20 protein-coding genes are annotated in these 19,118 nt (G+C 59.7%); 7 read left to right on the top strand and 13 right to left on the bottom strand.

Translation table 11 applies throughout. The features are described 5' to 3' along the window. Positions 1-253: 253 nt before the first annotated feature. Genes AC1RP7_RS26585 through AC1RP7_RS26570 form a run of 4 tightly spaced genes read right to left on the bottom strand, consistent with a single transcriptional unit; the run spans position 254 to position 2,990 of the window. Positions 254-1,552: an NAD(P)/FAD-dependent oxidoreductase gene (locus tag AC1RP7_RS26585; RefSeq protein ID WP_090451465.1), complete on the bottom strand. Its 1,299-nt coding sequence runs from the start codon at positions 1,550-1,552 to the stop codon at positions 254-256. Between the two features lie 60 nt (positions 1,553-1,612). After that, complete coding sequence (locus tag AC1RP7_RS26580; protein ID WP_007970531.1) at positions 1,613-1,786, bottom strand: DUF3094 domain-containing protein; 174 nt, start codon at positions 1,784-1,786, stop codon at positions 1,613-1,615. Between the two features lie 53 nt (positions 1,787-1,839). Beyond that, complete coding sequence (locus tag AC1RP7_RS26575) at positions 1,840-2,367, bottom strand: MOSC domain-containing protein (RefSeq protein WP_349736307.1); 528 nt, start codon at positions 2,365-2,367, stop codon at positions 1,840-1,842. Further along, positions 2,364-2,990 carry a DUF1780 domain-containing protein gene (locus AC1RP7_RS26570; protein WP_007970534.1) on the bottom strand — a complete coding sequence of 209 codons (627 nt, stop codon included), beginning with the start codon at positions 2,988-2,990 and terminating at the stop codon, positions 2,364-2,366. Before AC1RP7_RS26570 ends, AC1RP7_RS26575 begins: the two co-directional genes overlap by 4 nt. Before the next feature lie 219 nt (positions 2,991-3,209). Between AC1RP7_RS26570 and AC1RP7_RS26565 the strand changes: the two genes are divergently transcribed. Genes AC1RP7_RS26565 through AC1RP7_RS26555 form a run of 3 tightly spaced genes read left to right on the top strand, consistent with a single transcriptional unit; the run spans position 3,210 to position 7,062 of the window. Then, positions 3,210-4,553 carry an aromatic acid/H+ symport family MFS transporter gene (locus AC1RP7_RS26565; protein ID WP_493183189.1) on the top strand — a complete coding sequence of 448 codons (1,344 nt, stop codon included), beginning with the start codon at positions 3,210-3,212 and terminating at the stop codon, positions 4,551-4,553. Between the two features lie 3 nt (positions 4,554-4,556). Beyond that, on the top strand, positions 4,557-5,777 hold the full coding sequence (locus tag AC1RP7_RS26560) for a benzoate/H(+) symporter BenE family transporter (protein WP_493183191.1): 1,221 nt from the start codon (positions 4,557-4,559) through the stop codon (positions 5,775-5,777). A 16-nt stretch (positions 5,778-5,793) separates the two neighbouring features. After that, positions 5,794-7,062: an OprD family porin gene (locus AC1RP7_RS26555; RefSeq protein ID WP_493183193.1), complete on the top strand. Its 1,269-nt coding sequence runs from the start codon at positions 5,794-5,796 to the stop codon at positions 7,060-7,062. Positions 7,063-7,070: 8 nt separating this feature from the next. Here AC1RP7_RS26555 and AC1RP7_RS26550 read toward each other — a convergent pair whose 3' ends face one another. Beyond that, on the bottom strand, positions 7,071-7,313 hold the full coding sequence (locus AC1RP7_RS26550) for a DUF2790 domain-containing protein (RefSeq protein ID WP_223500404.1): 243 nt from the start codon (positions 7,311-7,313) through the stop codon (positions 7,071-7,073). A gap of 121 nt (positions 7,314-7,434) precedes the next feature. Here AC1RP7_RS26550 and AC1RP7_RS26545 point away from each other — a divergent pair, with 121 nt between their 5' ends. Both AC1RP7_RS26545 and AC1RP7_RS26540 read left to right on the top strand, forming a co-directional pair. Continuing rightward, complete coding sequence (locus AC1RP7_RS26545) at positions 7,435-8,367, top strand: LysR family transcriptional regulator (protein ID WP_493183195.1); 933 nt, start codon at positions 7,435-7,437, stop codon at positions 8,365-8,367. Between the two features lie 71 nt (positions 8,368-8,438). Then, a complete protein-coding gene (locus tag AC1RP7_RS26540; RefSeq protein WP_349736310.1) occupies positions 8,439-9,128 on the top strand; it encodes an energy-coupling factor ABC transporter permease in 690 nt (229 codons plus the stop codon). Between the two features lie 35 nt (positions 9,129-9,163). Here AC1RP7_RS26540 and yacG read toward each other — a convergent pair whose 3' ends face one another. The 4 genes from yacG to AC1RP7_RS26520 are packed head-to-tail and all read right to left on the bottom strand — an operon-like array spanning position 9,164 to position 12,072. Then, positions 9,164-9,364: a DNA gyrase inhibitor YacG gene (gene yacG / locus AC1RP7_RS26535; RefSeq protein ID WP_007970539.1), complete on the bottom strand. Its 201-nt coding sequence runs from the start codon at positions 9,362-9,364 to the stop codon at positions 9,164-9,166. Further along, positions 9,361-9,984, bottom strand: coding sequence for a dephospho-CoA kinase (coaE, locus tag AC1RP7_RS26530; RefSeq protein ID WP_057713261.1), 624 nt, complete (start codon positions 9,982-9,984; stop codon positions 9,361-9,363). Before coaE ends, yacG begins: the two co-directional genes overlap by 4 nt. Beyond that, positions 9,981-10,853, bottom strand: coding sequence for a prepilin peptidase (locus AC1RP7_RS26525; protein ID WP_223500408.1), 873 nt, complete (start codon positions 10,851-10,853; stop codon positions 9,981-9,983). Before AC1RP7_RS26525 ends, coaE begins: the two co-directional genes overlap by 4 nt. Before the next feature lies 1 nt (position 10,854). Beyond that, positions 10,855-12,072: a type II secretion system F family protein gene (locus AC1RP7_RS26520; RefSeq protein ID WP_154862184.1), complete on the bottom strand. Its 1,218-nt coding sequence runs from the start codon at positions 12,070-12,072 to the stop codon at positions 10,855-10,857. A gap of 227 nt (positions 12,073-12,299) precedes the next feature. On the opposite strand from AC1RP7_RS26520, the gene AC1RP7_RS26515 reads away from it, so the two are divergent. Together AC1RP7_RS26515 and AC1RP7_RS26510 are read left to right on the top strand one after the other, a co-directional pair. Continuing rightward, the gene (locus AC1RP7_RS26515) at positions 12,300-12,722 is read left to right on the top strand and encodes a pilin (RefSeq protein WP_493183197.1); all 423 of its coding nucleotides are present in this window, start codon (positions 12,300-12,302) and stop codon (positions 12,720-12,722) included. Positions 12,723-13,022: 300 nt separating this feature from the next. After that, entirely contained in the window at positions 13,023-13,379 is a 357-nt protein-coding gene (locus AC1RP7_RS26510) for a BON domain-containing protein (RefSeq protein ID WP_057713265.1), read from the top strand. 267 nt (positions 13,380-13,646) lie between these two features. Here the strand turns inward: AC1RP7_RS26510 and AC1RP7_RS26505 are convergent, their stop codons facing one another. The 4 genes from AC1RP7_RS26505 to AC1RP7_RS26490 form a co-directional block, all read right to left on the bottom strand. Continuing rightward, positions 13,647-13,940, bottom strand: a complete 294-nt coding sequence (locus AC1RP7_RS26505; RefSeq protein WP_173677975.1) for a DUF2845 domain-containing protein — start codon at positions 13,938-13,940, stop codon at positions 13,647-13,649. Continuing rightward, entirely contained in the window at positions 13,940-16,930 is a 2,991-nt protein-coding gene (locus AC1RP7_RS26500; protein ID WP_493183199.1) for a DUF748 domain-containing protein, read from the bottom strand. The genes AC1RP7_RS26505 and AC1RP7_RS26500 overlap by 1 nt, the downstream gene beginning before the upstream one ends. A gap of 60 nt (positions 16,931-16,990) precedes the next feature. Further along, on the bottom strand, positions 16,991-18,007 hold the full coding sequence (locus AC1RP7_RS26495) for a class I SAM-dependent rRNA methyltransferase (protein ID WP_150813467.1): 1,017 nt from the start codon (positions 18,005-18,007) through the stop codon (positions 16,991-16,993). Between the two features lie 182 nt (positions 18,008-18,189). Continuing rightward, positions 18,190-19,059 (bottom strand): oxygenase MpaB family protein, encoded by an 870-nt coding sequence (locus AC1RP7_RS26490; protein WP_493183200.1) that lies wholly within the window; start codon positions 19,057-19,059, stop codon positions 18,190-18,192. Between the last annotated feature and the right edge of the window lie 59 nt (positions 19,060-19,118).

Below are 19,118 nucleotides of genomic sequence, written 5' to 3'. Positions count from 1 at the left end.
GGGGTATAGCGCAGTCCGGTAGCGCGCCTGCTTTGGGAGCAGGATGTCAGGAGTTCGAATCCCCTTACCCCGACCATATTAAAAATCCTCGTATCGAAAGATACGGGGATTTTTTTTGTCCGCAGGAAACTCAAGAACGCCGCAAAACCAGTGTGGGAACGAGCTTGCTCGCGATGACGGCCTGACATTCAACACATGTACTGAATGCCAGACCGCTATCGCGAGCAAGCTCGCTCCCACAGTCGTTGAGGTGTTAGTGCAACTTGAGGCGCGGCTCGGTGCCGCGACCGATCTTGCTGCCCAGCATTAGCATCGCCGTGCGGAACGGCCCGTACAGCGCCATCTGGTGCATGCGGTACAGCGACACGTAGAACATCCGCGCCAGCCAGCCTTCGAGCATCACGCTGCCGGTGAGGTTGCCCATCAAGTTACCCACAGCCGAAAAACGCGACAGCGAGATCAGCGAGCCGTAGTCGGTGTACTTGTACTCCGGCAACGCCTTGCCTTCGATGCGCAGTTTCAACGATTTGGCCAGCAGCGAAGCCTGTTGGTGAGCGGCCTGGGCCCGTGGCGGCACATTGCGGTCGCTACCCGGTTGCGGGCAGGCGGCGCAATCACCGAACGCGAAGATGTTTTCGTCACGGGTGGTTTGCAGGGTCGGCAGCACTTGCAGCTGATTGATGCGGTTGGTTTCCAGGCCATCGATGTCCTTGAGGAAACCCGGTGCGCGAATCCCCGCGGCCCAGACTTTCAGACTGGCCTTGATTTCGTTGCCGTCGGCGGTGATCAGGCTGTCGGCCGTCACTTCGCTGACAGCAGCATTGGTCATGACGTTGACCCCGAGTTTCTCCAGGGTTTTATGCACAGGCCCGCCAATGCGCTCCGGCAGCGCCGGCAGCACCCGTGGACCGGCTTCGATCAGGGTGATGTGCATGTTTTCCGGCTTGATCCGGTCCAGGCCATAGGCTGCCAATTCGTGGGCGGCGTTGTGCAGTTCGGCGGCCAGTTCGACCCCGGTGGCACCGGCGCCGACGATGGCCACGCTGATTTGCTCGATCGTGTCGGTCTGACCGGCGTGCGCGCGCAAATAGTGATTGAGCAGTTGCTGGTGGAAACGCTCGGCCTGTTTGCGGGTGTCGAGGAACAGGCAGTGTTGCGCCGCGCCCTGGGTGCCGAAATCATTGGTGGTGCTGCCGACGGAGATCACCAGCGAGTCGTAAGGCACTTCGCGGGCCGGCACCAGCTCCAGACCGGCTTCGTCGTAGGTGGCGGCCAGCTGGATTTTTTTCTTCGCGCGATCGAGCCCGCTCATACGCCCCAGCTGGAACTCGAAGTGGTTCCATTTGGCCTGGGCGACATAGTTGAGTTCGTCTTCGGAAGAGTTCAGGGAACCGGCCGCCACTTCGTGCAACAAGGGTTTCCAGATGTGGGTCAGGTTCGCGTCGACCAGCATCACGCTGGCCGTACCGCGCTTGCCCAGAGTCTTACCCAGACGGGTAGCCAACTCCAGACCGCCGGCGCCGCCGCCGACAATGACAATACGATGGGACATGGGGATAACTCGCAAGGCTAAAGGAAATCGGTGCAATTACCCGAGCGAGCGCAAGGCAGCTCATAGCGTCAAGTAACTGATAAGTCGGCTCAACAGGCCCAGACCAATGGTCACTGCCAATACCAGTACAAGGAGCATCCACGGCCGGAAAGGCCGGCGCTCGACTTGGTGCTGGGACAACTGCAGGTACTCTTCGACATGCTTTTGGTCGTCGGGGTTCAGGCGGCTGGTCATATCGGGCCTCGTCAGGAGTAGACGTTGCTGAATGTGTAGAAGCTACAGTGTTTTTACCCAGGGTTGAACGCAGCATAGCCGCTGTCCGCAATGGGTTCGACGCTAACGATGTCGTCCAGGCGAATGATGCCACTTTGTAACACCCGGGCAGTGATTCCGCCATGTCCGCGCACGGCCTGAAAGGTGCCGATGCCCAGGTTGCTTTCCAGGCGCGCGCAGGGCTGGCACCAGCCGGTGGTTTCGAACGTTGCCTGGCCGATCCGGAAGCGGCGGCCCTTGAGGCTGAACAGATTGATGCCACTGATAACGAGATTGCGCCGCAGATCTTCAGGCCGGACCGGATGATCCTGTGCTCGCCCCATCAGTGAACTGATCACCGCCAGGTGCTCCCACTGAATCAGCGTTACCTGCCGCGCATTGCGCACGCCGGGGCGGGCGTGGTCGCCGGTCAGGCCGGCCTCCAGGCGCGCTTCCACGGCATCGAGTTCAAGCATCGCCGAACGTGATTGCGGGCGCACGCCGATCCAGCGTACACGACCCTGTTGTGGCACCTCGGCGATCAGCTCCTGCAGCGGGCTCACAGACTGATCCCGACGTCGAACACAATGCTGCGCCCCAGGTTGCTGCGCAAGAAGTCCGGCGCATCCGGGTGAGCGAACAGCACGCGGGCGAATGTCGGCCCAACCAATGACAGCGAGCGCCAGCCTTGGCGCAGGTATTCGGTCGGCGGCGGGAAATGGCTGTTGAGGTCCAGTACTTCGCGTTTGAGGCTGGCGAAGGCAATGATGTCCAGCTCACCCAGATCCATGCCGCGCTCTTTGTAGTTGTGCGCTTTTTTGCGCAAGGTCGGCGCCAATCGCAGCAAGAACTCGTTGGCGGGGATGCGTCGTGGCTTGGCCTCGCGGCGCACCAGTTGGCTCAGGGAAAACGCGCTGCGTCGGCGTTGCAATTCGTCGCGCCATTCATCGTTGAGGCGCCGGCCCTCGTCGAGCACGAAGAACACCTCGAAACTGGCATCGCGAAACAACACATCCGGCGGCTCCCCGGCGGGGGCGAACTCATCGGCGCGATAGGGAATGTTCAAGCCTTGCAGCAGGCGCTGGCAGACCCAACGCTCACGCTCCCACTTGCGGGCATTGGACAGGAACGCGTTGGCTTGCTCGGCCGCGATGGTCAGCAGGCGTAAGTAATCTGAGTCATCCATAGGCCCAAGCTTAGCGTTCAAATGTGATCGCAAAGAAGACAATTTGTCGGAGAGGGTCAATGCCTCCCGCTCCCATGCCCGTTTCAGGGCCCTGCACAAAATGGATAGTGATCTGCGCGCACTGGATATTGCCACGTATCGGGCGGCTCTACCCTCGGCTGTACGGACGTAAGCCGTGTTACCGCCGCTCTAAAAAAACAACAACAAGAGATATATGCCATGCGCAAGATCGACGTACATGAGGTTATCGACAACGCTCGTTTCAACCGCTTTCACTGGATGGTGCTGTTCTGGTGTGCCCTGATCATCATCTTCGACGGTTACGATCTGGTGATCTACGGCGTGGTCTTGCCGATGCTGATGAAAGAGTGGGGGCTCAGTCCTCTGCAAGCCGGTGCACTGGGCAGCTATGCACTGTTCGGCATGATGTTCGGTGCGCTGTTCTTCGGTCCGCTGTCGGACAGGATCGGTCGCAAAAAAGCCATCACGATCTGCGTGATGCTCTTCAGTGGCTTCACCGTGCTCAATGGTTTCGCCCGAAACCCCACCGAGTTCGGCCTCTGTCGCTTCATTGCCGGGCTCGGCATTGGCGGCGTGATGCCTAACGTCGTGGCACTGATGAACGAGTACGCGCCGAAAAAAATCCGCAGCACTCTGGTCGCGATCATGTTCAGCGGTTACTCGGTGGGCGGCATGCTGTCCGCCGGACTGGGCATTGTGCTGATCCCTAGTTTCGGCTGGCAGTCGGTGTTTTACGTGGCGGTCCTGCCGTTGCTGTTGTTGCCGCTGATCATGTATTTCCTGCCCGAATCGGTGGGTTTCATGTTGCGTCAGGGGCGCAATGAAGAGGCGCGCAATATTCTTCAGCGCATCGATCCGGCCTACGTCGCGCAAACCTCTGATCAATTGCACATGGCCGAAGTGAAAGGCACGGGCACCCCGGTGTTGCAGTTGTTCCGTGAAGGCCGTGCGCTGCGCACGCTGATGCTGTGGCTGGCGTTTTTCTGCTGCCTGTTGATGGTGTACGCGCTGAGTTCCTGGCTGCCGAAACTGATGGCCAACGCCGGTTACAGCCTGGGTTCGAGCCTGTCGTTCCTGCTGGTGTTGAACTTCGGGGCGATCTTCGGCGCGGTCGGTGGGGGAGTGTTGGGCGACAAACTCAATCTGCCGAAAGTGCTGGCGGTGTTTTTCGCCATGGCGGCGGTGTCGATCACGCTATTGGGCTTCAACAGCCCAATGCCGGTGCTGTACCTGCTGATCGCCATTGCGGGTGCCACCACCATTGGCTCGCAGATTCTTTTGTACGCCTGCGCCGCGCAGTTCTATTCCATGACGATTCGTTCTACCGGTCTAGGCTGGGCGTCGGGCATTGGGCGCAACGGGGCCATCGTCGGTCCGCTGCTGGGTGGTGCCTTGCTCGGGATCAGCTTGCCCCTGCAACTGAACTTCATGGCGTTTGCCTTGCCCGGTGCGGTGGCGACCCTGGCCATGACCGTGTTCGCCATCAGCAGCCGACGCAGCGCTGCGGGCGTCAACCCAGCGTTGTCAGCGACCGGTGCCTGAATCATGAAAGCGTTTTTCCAGGACTTCTCGTTGTCAGCCGCCGTGTCTGGATTCATTGCCACGGTGATTTCCTACGCCGGCCCGTTGGTGATCATCTTTCAGGCGGCAGAAGCGGCACATCTTTCGCGGGAAGTGTTGTCGTCCTGGATCTGGGCGATCTCCATCGGCAGCGCCGTGCTCGGCATCGGCTTGAGCCTGCGCTTCCGCGTTCCGGTGATCATCGCCTGGTCGGCGCCGGGCTCGGCGTTGCTGGTGACGCTGTTGCCGGACATCTCCATGGCAGAGGCCGTGGGGGCGTATCTGGTCAGCAGCCTGATCATTTTCGTGGTTGGCATCTCGGGCGCTTTCGACCGGATCATCAGCAAGCTGCCCGCCGCCATCGCGGCGGCGATGCTGGCGGGGATCCTGTTCAGTTTCGGCACTGGCTTGTTCGTGTCGATGCAGCGCAAGCCGTTGCTGGTCCTGGCGATGTTTGCCTGCTACCTGATCTGCAAGCGTGTGATGCCGCGTTATGCGGTGATGATGGTGCTGCTGATGGGCTGTTCGATTGCCGCGTTCACCGGTGATTTACATCGTGAAGCGCTGGTGATCGGCCTGGCCACGCCGGTGTGGATCACGCCCGAGTTCAGTCTGGGCGCGATCCTGAACATTGCCTTGCCGCTGGTGATGGTGGCGCTGACCGGTCAGTTCGTGCCCGGCATGGCGGTGCTGCGCGCCAGTGGCTATCCGACGCCAGCGAGCCCGATCATCGCCAGTAGCGCGCTGGGCACCGCATTGCTGGCGTCGTTTGGTTGCCATGGGCTGAATCTGGCGGCGATCACCGCGGCGATCTGCACCGGTCGCGAAGCTCACGAAGATCCTCGCAAACGCTACGTGGCCGGGGTCGTCGGCGGCCTGTGCTACCTGCTGCTGGGGATCTTCGGCGCCACGCTGGTCTCGCTGTTTTCAGCGTTCCCCAAAGAGTTGATCGCGGCGCTGGCCGGGCTGGCCTTGTTCGCCGCCATTGCCGGCGCGTTGACCGGCGCGATGGCGGTACCGAGCGATCGCGAAGCCGCGCTGGTGACCTTTCTGGTCACGGCTTCGGGCATGTCGTTGTTCGGTTTGTCCGCGGCGTTTTGGGGGCTGATTTTCGGCATGGTCACCCATGTGCTGTTGAGCGCCCGTCGTCCCGCTCCCCGTCGCAAATCCACTGCAACTGAAGTCCTTCAATCAGTCGATCAATAACAATAAGAGAAAAACGATGAAACAGATTCTCCCAACAACCGGTTCTGCGTTGTCCCTGGCTGTCGTCTCGGGTTTTTCCACCGGTGCGATGGCAGCTGAAACCGGCTTTATCGAAGACACCAGCGCAACGTTGCAGGCGCGCAATTACTACTTCAGCCGCGACTATTCCGACATCGTCGGCGCCAACCAGCAATCGAAGGCTGAAGAGTGGGCCCAGGGTTTCATCCTCAACGTGAAGTCAGGATACACCCAAGGCACCGTCGGGTTTGCGGTGGACGTCATCGGCTTGCTCGGTCTCAAGCTCGACAGCGCTCCGGACCGGACCAATACCGGTTTGTTGCCGGTGCAGGACGACGGCCGCGCGGCAGACAACTACAGCCGTCTGGAAGGCGCGTTGAAGATGCGCTACTCCAAAACCGAGCTGAAAGTCGGTGAGTTGCAACCCAACCTGCCGGTGTTGGCATTCAGCGATATTCGCCTGCTACCTCCCAGTTATCAGGGCGCAAGCATCACCTCCAACGAGATCAATGGCCTGACTGTGCAGGGTGGTCACTTGAGTTCAACCAGCCTGCGCAACGAGGCTGGCGACGAAAAGATGCAAGCGATGCTGGGTCACGTGCCGCAGCGTCAGGTCAGCAGTGACGGTTTCAATTTTGCCGGCGCTGACTATGTCTTCAACGACAAGCGCAGCTCGGCCAGTGCCTGGTACGGGCAACTGGAAGATATCTACAACCAGCGTTTTCTGGGTTTAAAGCACAGTGAGCCGGTGGGCGACTGGATCCTCGGCGCCAACCTCGGTTACTACGATTCGCGCGAGGACGGCAAAAAACTGCTGGGCAACATCGACAACCAGGCGTTCTTCTCGTTGCTATCGGCCAAGCGTGGCGGTCATACGTTTTACGTCGGCTATCAGGGCATGTTCGGCGACAGTGCATTTCCACGGGTATTTGCCAACATCTCGCCACTGGGCAACGAGGTGCCGACCTACGAGTTCGCCTTCACCGATGAGCGTTCCTGGCAGGCGCGCTACGACTACGACTTCGCGGCGCTCGGCGTACCGGGGCTGACCAGTACCGTGCGCTACATCAGCGGCAACAATGTCGATACCGGCAAAGGCTATGAGGGCAAGGATCGCGAACGTGACCTGGACATCGGCTATGTGTTGCAGAGCGGCAGCCTCAAAGGTTTGGGCATTCGCGTGCGCAATGCGATGGCGCGTTCAAACTACCGCAGTGATATCGACGAGAACCGCTTGATCCTCAGCTACACGTGGACCTTGCTATGAACCATTGATCACAGGTTGCTGGTGCAATCACCCATGACGTTGTAGGTCACGCGGTGGGTCTGGCCCTGATGATCGACATACACCATGGTAGCCGGTACAACCCCGCACGCAGTCGCGGTGTTCGACACAGAAACCACGCTGGCGATGTCCAGTGGCTGCGCCGGGTTATACAGGACTGCGAGGGGTTCGTTGTCAGCGGCCATGGCCGAGGTGGCGATGACGGTCAGCAACAGGCTGATCAACGTTTTCATGTTGGCGTGCTCCGTGTCGGATTTGATGTCTGAATTTTAGTCTTTGCCACCGACGGATAAAGGGGCGAACGGCGGATGCAGCCTTACATAAAACGTAACAGTCATCGCCCGAGGGGGGCTTATGGATGTGCTTAACAACTTGCGCGTATTCATCCGGGTGGTGGACTGCGCCAGTTTCACCGGGGCTGCCGATGCACTGGATCTGTCGACCGCGCAGGTATCCCGATTGGTGGCGGATCTGGAGGAACATGTACAGGCGCGTCTGCTGCAACGCACCACGCGGCGCTTGAGCCTGACCGACGCCGGCGAGCGCTTCCTGCTGCGCAGCCGGCAAATCGTCGAGGCCATGGATGAGGCGACGGCCGAGGCCCGTGGCGCTCATATCAATCCGGCCGGACGCCTGCGGGTGCACAGCATGAACGGCCTGGGTGTGCTGCTTACGCCGTTGATCGCCCGCTACAGCGAGCTTTATCCCGATGTGGTGTTCGAGCTGACCTTGTCGCAGCGCAATCCCGATCCGCTGGAGGAAGGGCACGATGTGGTGATTTCGATCGCTCCGGAACTAGCCGACTCGCAAATGGTTGCGCAAGCCATCGGGCAGATCTACAGCGTGCCCTGTGCCTCCCCGGCCTATCTGCGACGCCGGGGTGTGCCGCAGCAGCCGCTGGCGCTGAACGATCATCAGTGCCTGCGCATGCTCGACCCGCTGTATGGCGATCAATGGCTTTTCCAGGACCAGGACGGCGAGCACGCCGTCAGCCCGGCCAAGACCTTTCAGTGCAATGTTGCCGAGTCGATGGTCAAGGCTTCGGAGGCGGGCATGGGCATCAGCCTGCTGCCGTTCTACACCGCGACGCGGCCCTTGAGCGACGGTACTTTGCTGCGTGTGTTACCTGCATGGCGCCTGCGCGAGCGCAATGTGTATGCGCTGTATCCTTCGCGACGCTTTCTCGATGCCAAGGTCCGCACCTGGGTGGACTTTCTCAAGTCTGAGCTACCGAAGCTGTTCGCCGAACATGACGCGGTGATGAACGATCCGCGGCATTGGGCTTGAAGTCGAAGGGCATGCGGGCGGCGGTGTAGACTGAGTGCCTGTTGTTCTTCGCCTGGGAGGCGCACGTAGCCATGATCGGTGCAGAGTTGCTGTCATCGCAAACCCTTGCGGTCGGCTGGCTGATCTATGTGCCGGTGTTGATCTGGGCGATCTGTCGCGCGCCGTGGGTTGAACTGTTCACCGACAGCCGTCGTCAGCATCTGCTGTTTGGAACGGTGTTTGCGCTGTTTCTGTTGTGGCTGGTGCGGCGCGACTTTGATACCGGGGTGTCTTACCACTTCATCGGCATGACCGCAGTGACGCTACTGCTTGACTGGCCGCTGGCGCTGGTGGGGGGCCTGGTGGCGCAAACGGGGCTGGTGTTGCTCGGGCGACAGGACCTGGTGGCGGTCGGGATCAATGGTGCGCTGTTGATCGCGTTGCCGGTGCTGGTCACCGAGTGCTGCGCCATTCTGGTGGAGAGGGCGCAGCCACGAAATCCCTTCGTGTATATCTTCGTTTCCGGATTTTTTGCCGCAGCGCTGTCGGCGTTGCTGTGTCTGCTGCTGGCGCTTTGGTTGTTATGGTTCGACGAGCGTTTTGCCATGCCGTACTGGCTGGAAGATTTTGTCGGATATCTATGGCTGATCATTTTTCCCGAAGCGTTTATCAACGGCATGATCGTCAGTGCGCTGGTCGTGTTTTGTCCGGAGTGGCTTGAGACGTTCAACCGCACGCGCTACCTCTCGGCTCCCTGGAAGGACGACGATCCCAAGTCCTGATCCGCATCAAAACCTGGAATCGCCCACTCGATGGATCAATGGCGCGGGTCGAAGTCACCGCTGAACATCTCGTCCTCGGCATCGGGAGCCACTGGAATCTTGTGTTCTTCGGACGCCCAGGCACCCAGGTCGATCAGTTTGCAGCGGTCGGAACAGAATGGCCGGAATTTGCTCTCGGCGGTCCATTCCACGGGGGCGCCACAGGTTGGGCATTCGACGGTTGTTGGTTGGCTCATGACTGGCCTCCACGCAAAGAAAGATAAAAATGATGCAGGCGTTCGACCTCGCTGTGCAGCCAGGCAAGGTCGCGGTCGTTGACCACGACGTCGTCGGCATGGTTCACGCGATCCTGACGGCTGGACTGGGCCTTGAGGATCGCCTGGACTTGCTGTTCGCTGGTCTGGTCACGTTGCAGGGTACGTTCGATCTGCAATTGTTCGGGGGCATCGATCACCAGCACCCGTTGGGTCATGGCGTATTGCCCGGACTCGATCAGCAGCGGCGAAACCAGAATCGCATAAGGCGATTTTGCCAGCGCCAGGTGGTGAGCGATTTCTTCGCCGATCAGCGGATGCAGGAGGGCCTCCAGCCAGCGGCGTTCTTCTGGCACTTCGAAGATCAATTTGCGTAGCGCGGCGCGGTCCAGTTGCCCGTCGGCCTGCAGCACACCGGGACCGAAGTGTTCGGCGATTTGTGCCAGTGCCGGGCGGCCGGGTTCAACGACCCAGCGAGCGGCGTGATCGGCGTCGACCACATGCACGCCCAGATCGATGAAGTGTTGGGCGGCCGCACTTTTGCCGCTGCCGATGCCGCCGGTCAGGCCGAGAATCCAGGGTTTTTCCACAGGGCTATTCATTTAAAACCGACAAACTGCCAATAGAGGTCGGTTATTTGACCACCCCAGAGCAACGCAATCCAGCCGGCAATGGCCAGATAGGGACCGAAAGGGATCGGCGTCGAGGTTTTTGCATTGCGCCAGCGCAGCAGCATCAGCCCGATAATGGCCCCCACCAGCGAGGACAGCAGGATGGTCAGCGGCAAAATCTGCCAGCCACCCCAGGCGCCCAGCATCGCCAGCAACTTGAAATCACCGTAGCCCATGCCGTCCTTGCCCGTGATCAGCTTGAACAGCCAGAACACCGACCACAGCAGGCTGTAGCCGGCTATCGCCCCCCAAAGTGCCTCGTGCAACGACACGAACAGGCCGAAACTATTGACGATCAACCCCAGCCATATCAACGGCAGCACCAGCACGTCCGGCAATATCTGATGTTCGGCGTCGATCAGGCTCATCGCCAGCAAACCCCAGCTCAGGACCAGCATCAGGCAGGCGGGCCAACCGAAGCCGAAGTGCCAGGCAACAAACGCCGACAACAGGCCGCAGGCCAGTTCGGTCAACGGATAGCGCGGGCTGATCGCTGCCGCGCAGGCTGAGCAGCGGCCGCGCAAAAACACATAGCTGAGCAGCGGGATGTTTTCCCAGGCGCGGATTCGGTGACCGCAGTTCGGGCACTGGGAGTGGGGCAGCAACAGGTTGTAGGTCGGCAGCGGCGTTTCGCCTGGCAGCCCGAGAATGTCATGGGCCTGCTCACGCCAGTCGCGTTCGAGCATTTTCGGCAGGCGCCAGATCACGACATTGAGGAAACTGCCGACCAGCAGGCCGGTGATGCCTGCGAGAAGGACAAAGGCCAGCGCAGAGTGAATCAGAATGTCATTCAAGGGCATGTCAGATCGCTGAGCCAAGTTGGAAGATGGGCAGGTACATGGCAACTACCAGTCCACCGACGATAACACCCAGCACCACCATGATGAACGGCTCCATCAGGCTGGTGAGGTTATCGACCATGTTATCGACGTTGTCTTCGTAGAACCCCGCGACTTTGTCGAGCATAGCGTCCAGGGTGCCGGACTCTTCGCCGATTGCAGTCATTTGTATCGCCATGTTCGGAAAGACGCCGCAGGTGCGCATTGCGAAATGCAATTGCATGCCGGTCGAGATGTCCTGCCGGATGCGCAATACCGCACGCTTGAACACGCTATTGCCGGTCGCACCGGCCACTGATTCCAGGGCCTCCACCAGCGGCACGCCGGCAGCGAAAGTGGTCGACAAAGTACGGGCGAACCGGGCCACGGCGGACTTGTGCATCAGGGTGCCCACCAGCGGCAGTTTCAGCAGCCAGGTGTCCATCCGGTCACGCAAGGCCGGGGATGTCCTGAGGGCGTGGCGTACGCCGAAGGTCATCGTGATCAGCGTGACAAGGACCACCCACCACCAGGCTTGCATGAATTGCGACAGGCCAATGACCATCACGGTGAAGGCCGGCAGTTCGGCGCCAAAGCCTTTGAACACCGATTCGAACTGCGGCACGACATTGACCAGCAGGATCCCGGTGACAATCGCCGCGACGAACACCACCACCAGCGGGTAGGTCATGGCTTTCCTGATCCTGGCCTTGAGGCTTTCGCTTTTTTCCTTGTAGGTCGCGACTCGCTCCAAAAGGGTGTCCAGGGCACCGGCCTGCTCGCCGGCATCCACCAGATTGCAATACAGCTCATCGAAGTACCGGGGCTTCTTGCGCAGGGCGGCGGCGAAGCTGCTGCCTGCAGCAACTTCCTGTTTCAGTTCGTCCACCAGCTTGCGCATGGCCGGATTGTCGAAGCCCTCGCCGATGATGTCGAAGGACTGCAACAACGGCACGCCGGCCTTCATCATCGTCGCCATTTGCCGGGTGAACAGGGCAATGTCCTGGGCCTTGATACGCTTGCCCATGCTGAAAACCGAATGGTTTTTTTTGCGAACCTTGCCCGGACTGATGCCTTGCTTGCGCAGTTTCGCCTTGATCAGCGCCGGGTTTTGAGCGCTGAGTTCGCCGGTCACTTTTGTGCCTTTGCGGTCGATGCCTTCCCATGCATACACGCTGATTTTCGCTGCCTTGACCGCCATGTTCAGTCCTGGGTATTCCGATTGAATTGCTCTTATAGCCTAGTCAAAGGATGGGGCCAAACCCGCAGGGGTGATGTGACAAAAAACGTCAGATAGTACTGATCCTGGTAGCAAGTAAGGGCTTTGCGGCCACCATGCCCCCTGCCAACAGGGGCTTCTGGCCTTGGCACAGGCTGTGCTGCCATGGGGCAGGTCATGAGCCTTCGACTCATGCATGGAGCTTGTACATGAACTATCAGAAAGGTTTTACCCTGATCGAGTTGCTCGTCGTGGTAGCGATCATCGGGATCTTGGCAACACTGGGCCTGCCGATGTATTCCAAGTACCAGGCACGGGCCAAGGTCACGGCGGCGATGGCTGAGCTGACTGCAATGAAGGTGCCGTTCGAGGATGTGATCAACCAGGGGGAAACCCCGACAATTGCCAACGTGGCGCCGGCCGGCAAGACATCGACCAACCACTGCGCCCTGTCTGTGACGGCTACAACGCCAGCGGGAGCGGGATCAATCGTTTGTACGTTGCACAATGCCCCGGGGGTGGTCCAGGGCAAAACCGTCACCCTGACACGGGACGAAACCAAAGGCTGGTCATGTAAAAGCAGCGTTTCCGAGGATTACTTGCCTAAAGGGTGTTCCGGTTCTGCGGCATGAATTGCTGAATCAAGTCCCCGCTTTTGCGGGGATTTTCCTGTTTGTCGACCCGTCGTTAAAATCCGCAGATAAAGCTCAGAAATTTCAGCATCTTAGGAACTTTCCATAAACCTGCAACTTGCATGCAGTGTTTCTGCTTCTCGTGCATTTTGCATGATTCCGAAAATTGGATTATTTCATAACTTTTTGATTTATAAGGTTTTTATCTTTGTTTCAAAGTTGGCACAGCGTTCGCAATACCCTTGATAACCCTGCCGACAAGACATCCGGCAGACTTTCCGAAAAACAGGAGTTACTCGTATGAAGAAGTTCGCTATCACTGCCGCTGCTGCTACCGCGCTGACCCTGACCATGGCCAACGCCGCGTTTGCTCAAACCACCCAGGCAACCCAGTCGCCAATGGTGCTGGCTGCCGGTGAAATGACCGAAGTGAAAGAAGATACTTCCGATACCTGGATCACCACCAAAGTCAAGGCTGACCTGATGACTGAAAAAGGCATTCCAGGTAGCGACATCAAAGTTGAAACCAACAAAGGCGTGGTATCGCTGTCGTCGACCACCGCCGTGACCGATTCGCAAAAAGAAGCGGCTGTGGCCATCACCAAGAAAATCAAAGGCGTCAAGGCGGTCTCCGCTGACGGCCTCAAAGCCGAGTAAGGCAAGGCTTCTCGCCTGGACCGGGAGAAGGCGCGACAGACGGGCAGAGTCATACGTCTGTTGCAACCTGAGTGTTCATGCGAAGGGCCATAAGGATGTGGCCGTCACAGGCCCCGCGCATTTATTGCCGGGGCCTGTTCTATATGTAACGCTGAAAACCCAATGTGGGAGCGGGCTTGCTCGCGAAAGCGGTGTGTCATTCAACCAATAAGTTGACTGATCTATCGCCTTCGCGAGCAAGCCCGCTCCCACATTGGATAGTGCTAATCAATTGCCGCGTTTACTGGTGATCTGTTTCAGCCGATTACCTTCGAACCGCAAGTATTGATACATCCCGCCATTCGGTCCGTAGGTCCACTCCTCGACCTGAAACTCCTCGCGTCTATCGGCACTGCGCTTGTACCCCAGCAAGTCGCGGCTGACCGGCTCACCGCATTTCTGCACGACCTCACTCGAGCGATCGCCGACGCTGATCAACTGGCTGCCACAGCGTAGGGTATCGGCCGCCCAGGCCTGACTGACGGAGAGCGCTAGAGCCAAGCCTGCCAGTTGCCGATGCATCACTCGGCATCCAGATGCATCGGCGTCACCACGCGGCCGTCGCTTTGCGCCTCGCCCAGATTGGCATCGATGAAGTACACCCGGTCATCTTCCAACTGGGCCTTGTCGACCAGATAATCTTTGATGCTGCTGGCGCGTTCCTGGCCCAGTTGACGCAACAGTACGTCGCTGGCACTCCAGAACTTGATCACCTCGGCACGCATTTTCGCGGTGCGTTCTTCCTTGCCCAGGTCCTTCCATTCGGCAGGGGGCTGGGTTTTCAGGCGGGTGCGGTAGATACCTTCGAGCAGCGGGCCCTTTTCTCCGTCCGGCACTTCCAGCAACGAAGCCTGGGCCGGGACCTTGTCACCGCGGCGCTGGAGCATTTTGTAGTAGTTGTACTGGTATTCACGCTCCAGGCGTTGTTCGGCGATCAGCGGGCCATCGCTGCTCTGGGCGGCGGTGCCTTCGATTTCCAGGCGCAGGGCCGGGCGTTCCTTGAGCGCCTTGGACAGTTTGTCTAGGGCGCCTTCGGCGTCCTTGCTCAATTCGCTGGAACCGGCTGCGAATGAAACGCTGCCCAGGTCTTCCGAACCACCACCGTTGACCAAGCCGCCAATGAGTTTGAACGGTGCTGCCGCGGCCTTGACGATCAGGTTGCGCAGGGTCTGCCAGATAATCGGCATGACGCTGAACTGAGGGTTGTTCAGGTCGCCAGTGACCGGCAGTTCGATGGAGATCTTGCCGTCGACGTCCTTGAGCAAGGCAATGGCCAGTTTCAGTGGCAGGCTCACGGCATCCGGGCTGTCGACTTTTTCACCCAGTTGCAGTTGTTCGACCACCACTTTGTTTTCAGCTTTGAGCTGACCCTTGGTGATCTGGTAGTGCAGGTCGAGATTGAGCCGGCCCTTGCGGATACGGTAGCCGGCGAACTTGCCGGAGTAGGGCGTCAGCGTGGTCAGTTCCACGCGTTTGAAGCTGGTGGCGATGTCGAGGCTGGCCATCGGGTCGAACGGATTGACCGAACCCTTGATGGTCACCGGTGCGTAGCGATCGACCTTGCCCTTGACGTCGACACTGGCCGGTTTCGGCCGGCGGCTGTCGATGGTGCCGATCTGCCCGTTGAGTTGCTGGATGGCGGTGGCGAAGTTCGGGGTCAGGCTGAAGTCGGCGAAGTTGGCCGAACCGTCATTGATGAAAATGCCGCCGATGTGGATGCCCAGCGGTTTTTCGTTGCTGGCCGGTTTGTTCGCCACCGTTTTTGCCCCGGAATCCGCTGGCTGTGGAATCAGCAGGTCATCGATGTTGGTGGTGCGATCATCGTTGATCATGAAGCGCGCATAGGGCTGGAACAGGTTGATCTTGTCGATCGACAGGCTGTCCCCATGCTGATAGTTCAGGCCTTCGACCACGACCTGCTGCCACTTGAGGAAGTCGCGGGTTTTCAAGGTGTCCAGGGTATGCAACTGATCGACCTGGGCACGGCCGGTGACGCCGAAGGCCAGGGGCTCGGTGCTTTTCAGGTCGACCGCCAGATCGCTGCCGAGCATGCCGCTGCGCAGTTCCAGGCGAATGAACGGCGTGATGTAGGACTGGGCAACCCGCAGGTCGATGTCCTTGGTCTGTACCTTCAGCCTGGCGCTGACCGGGGCCAGGTTGACCTCGCCGTCGGCCATGATCTTGCCTTGCTTGCCTACACCGGTATCGAGCTTGAGGGTAAAGGGGGAACCGTTGAGGCTGTCGAAATTTTGCAGGTCGAGGTTCAGCGGACTCAGTTCCAGGGCGACGGCGGGTTGTGCCTTGCGGTCAGCCAGATGCACCTTGTAGTCGCGCAGTTGCACATCCTTGAGCAGCACTTGCCAGGGTTTGTCTGGCGCGGCCGGTTCAGGTTTCGGTGAGTCTGCCGCCGCCGGAGTGCCGGTCGGTTCGGCATCCGCCTTGGCTTTGGCAGCGGGTTTGGCCGGCTGGCTGGCGAACAGTTTCTGCCAGTCGAGTTGGCCGTCCGATTCCAGCGCGGCCCAGGTTTCCAGTTTGTGGCTGCGGATCTTGCCCACCACCACTTGCTGCTTGGCCAGGTCCACAGTGGTTTCGCTGACGTCCAGGCGCTCGAGCTTTACCAGCGGCCGGCCATCCGGAGCCTTGATCGCGAAGGGGGCGATGCTGACCGCTACATTGCTCAGTAGCAGCTCGGTTTCCTTGGCCAGGTTGAGTTTGTAGTCGGTGCTGATGCTCATGACGCCGTTTTCGAGATCCAGTGGCACGGCATCGCGCACATAGGGCCAAAAGGCTTTCATCTTGCCGTCAGTGATTTTCAGCTTACCTTCGGAGGCGATCGGGATCAGGCTGAAGTTGCCGGTCCAGTCGATCTGTCCACCATTGGGGCCGACGGCCACCAGGGTCATGTCGGCGCTGTCATCAGGCAGGGTACTGAGGTTCTTCAGTTCGAAATCGAGTGTGTCGTAGAGAAACTCGATGGGCTCGCTGGGCCGGGCATCTTCAAAATGCACGGCGCCGCCCGCCAGTTTGATCCGCTCGATGCGCAGTGGAAACGGCTTGGCATCCGGGTCGGCCGGCGTGGGTTCGCTCTCTGGCAGTTTGAACAGCCCGAGCAGATTGAGTTTGCCGTCCTTGCTGAACAGGATTTCGGTCTTGGGCTTGGTCAGTTCGACATCAGACAGGTGCACCGCCTTGGTCCACAGGCTGTCGAATTGCAGATTGGCGTACAGGCGCTCGAAACCGACCTGCTCCTTGCCGGGTTCGCCGATGTTCAAGCCCCAAAGGGTCAGTTCAAGGCTGAACGGATTGAATTCGATCCGCTGGATGGTCGCGGGTGTGGTGGCGTAGTTGGCCAGTTGCTGGTTGGCAACGCGCAACGCGACACCCGGTAAAATCAGAAAACCCAGCAAGCTGTAGAGGGCCAGAGCAGTCAACAAGGCGCCGATGGCGCGAATCAATCCTTTGTGCATGTGCGGCTTCATCTGTCTGAATCGGAGTGCCTTGGAGTATGGCATGCGTTTCCGGTTCCGAAGTGATTGGCCTGTTCATGAATTTTCAGATTTCTCCGACGACGGTCAGAGCTGCAGGATCAGGGTTTTCAGCGGTGGCTGTTGATCCATTGACGGAAAATCGGCGCCCGGTTTCATCACGGTCCATTCACGCACCGGCCGCCCGGCCTTCTCTGCACAACGCAAAACCTGTTCACGCCAGTCGTCCATGCTGACTTTCGCCAGGTTGTTGCAGCAGATCAGCACGCCGTTGTCGGCGGTGGTCAGCAAGGCCGGTTTGAGCAGGCTCTGGTAGTCGCGCAACAGGTCGACGGTGCCGAATGCACTCTTGGCCCAGGCTGGAGGGTCCAGCAGCACCAGATCGTACTGGCGCTGTTCCAGGCGCTGATAGCTCGGAAGTTTTTGCCCGCGGCGCTGGCTGATCGGCAGGCCGGCCAGTTGGCGAATGGCCGGGAAGTAGTCGGACTGGATAAATTCCATGGTCGGCAACTGCGGGTTGAGTTGCCCGTTCTCCCGACCGACCGCCAGGTTGCCTTCGGCGAAGTCCAGGTTGCACACCTCGCGTGCGCCACCAGCGGCGGCACTGAGGCCGACACCACAGGTGTAGGCAAACAGGTTCAGCACGCTTTTGTTCTTGCTGTGATCCTTGACCCAGCCGCGGGTGTTGCGCAGGTCGAGGAACAGCAGAGGGTCCTGTCCGGCATGGCGACCGCGCACCCGATAGTTCAGGCCCCATTCGTGGCCGACCAGGTCTTGCAGGGCGGCTTCGTCGGCGCGGTAGACGATGTCATCGCGATCGATGCGCGAGTTGCCACGGGAGCGGTCGTTGTAGACCAGCAGGGTTTCAAAACCCAGGTGTTGATTGATCGCTTCGTGCAGTTGCAGCAGCGTCTCGCGCTCCAGCGCCTGGTGGAAACTTTGCACCAGCAGCTGCGGGCCGTAGCGGTCGATGGTCAGGCCACCGGCGCCTTCCTGGCTACCGTGGAACAGGCGATAGCAATCGGTCCCTTGCAGGTGCAGTTCGGCAAGCAGGTCCTGGCGTTGATCGAGGGCGGCGCGCAGCGCCTGATTCAAGGAAGACATGCTGGGCGCCTTGCAGGAGGGAATTGGGCGCGGGAGTTTAACAGTTTTGGCGCGGGACCGAGGCGCTGCCTTCGCGAGCAAGCCCGCTCCCACATTGGATTTTCTGTGAACATAAAACTTGCGATCGACATAGATCCAGTGTGGGAGCGGGCTTGCTCGCGAAGCTTTTGACTTTGTTCTTTCTAAGTAATCCCCATCCGCCGCTTGGCCCGCTGCACCGACCCATTACGCACCGCCCAGCGCAGCATCGGCGCACTGCGATTGACGCTGGCGCGGATCAGCTTGCGTTGCAGCGGGTTCTGGCTGACGCCGAGCATGTCGCTGGCCCAGTCCGGCAGCAGGTCGATCCCGGCCTGCATCATCAGACCGCCGAAAGGTTTGGCCAAGCGACTGGGGGAGGGGGCGTTCAGCAACAGGCGCAGGACTTCACGACTGCGCTCGTCGCACAGCAGTTGAGGACGGATGCGCTTGAGGTAGTCGGCAATTTCCCGCCGCGAGCGGGGCACATCCCGGGCGCCCAGGCGTTCGGCGACCAGGGCGATTTCCGCGTAATAGCGATCCTGGTCGGCAGGTGAAAGATGCGGGTTGCGATAGCGCAAATGCGCGGCGAGGAAGTTGCTGACTTCCGCCACATGCACCCACGTCAGCAGTTCGGGATCGCTGGCGGCATAGGGGCGGCCATCCGGCGCCGTGCCGGTAATCTGCAAATGGATGGTGCGGACTTTTTCGATCAGCCACTCGGCATCCTGTCGAGAACCGAAGGTAGTGCCGGAGATGAACTGCCCGGTGCGGCGCAGGCGGCCGAGCATGTCTTCACGAAAGTTCGAATGGTCCCAGACCCCGGCCAATGCCAGCGGGTGCAGGGCCTGCAGCATCAGGGCACTGATGCCACCGATCAGCATGCTGCTGAAATCGCCATGGACTTGCCAGCTCACCGAGTCCGGTCCGAACAGGCCCGGGTCGCCCTTGGGGTTTTCCAGGTCGAGTTTGCCCAAAGACAAACCGGTCAGGCTCATGATCTGGGTTTCGATGCGGGTGCGGATGAATTCCATGGCCACTCTGTATTTTTCTGTAGGAGCGAGCCTGCTCGCGATGGACGTTAACGGTAACG

It is taken from the genome of Pseudomonas sp. GW822-FHT01E03 (assembly GCF_058802985.1).
This window is presented reverse-complemented; position numbering and strand designations above follow the sequence as displayed.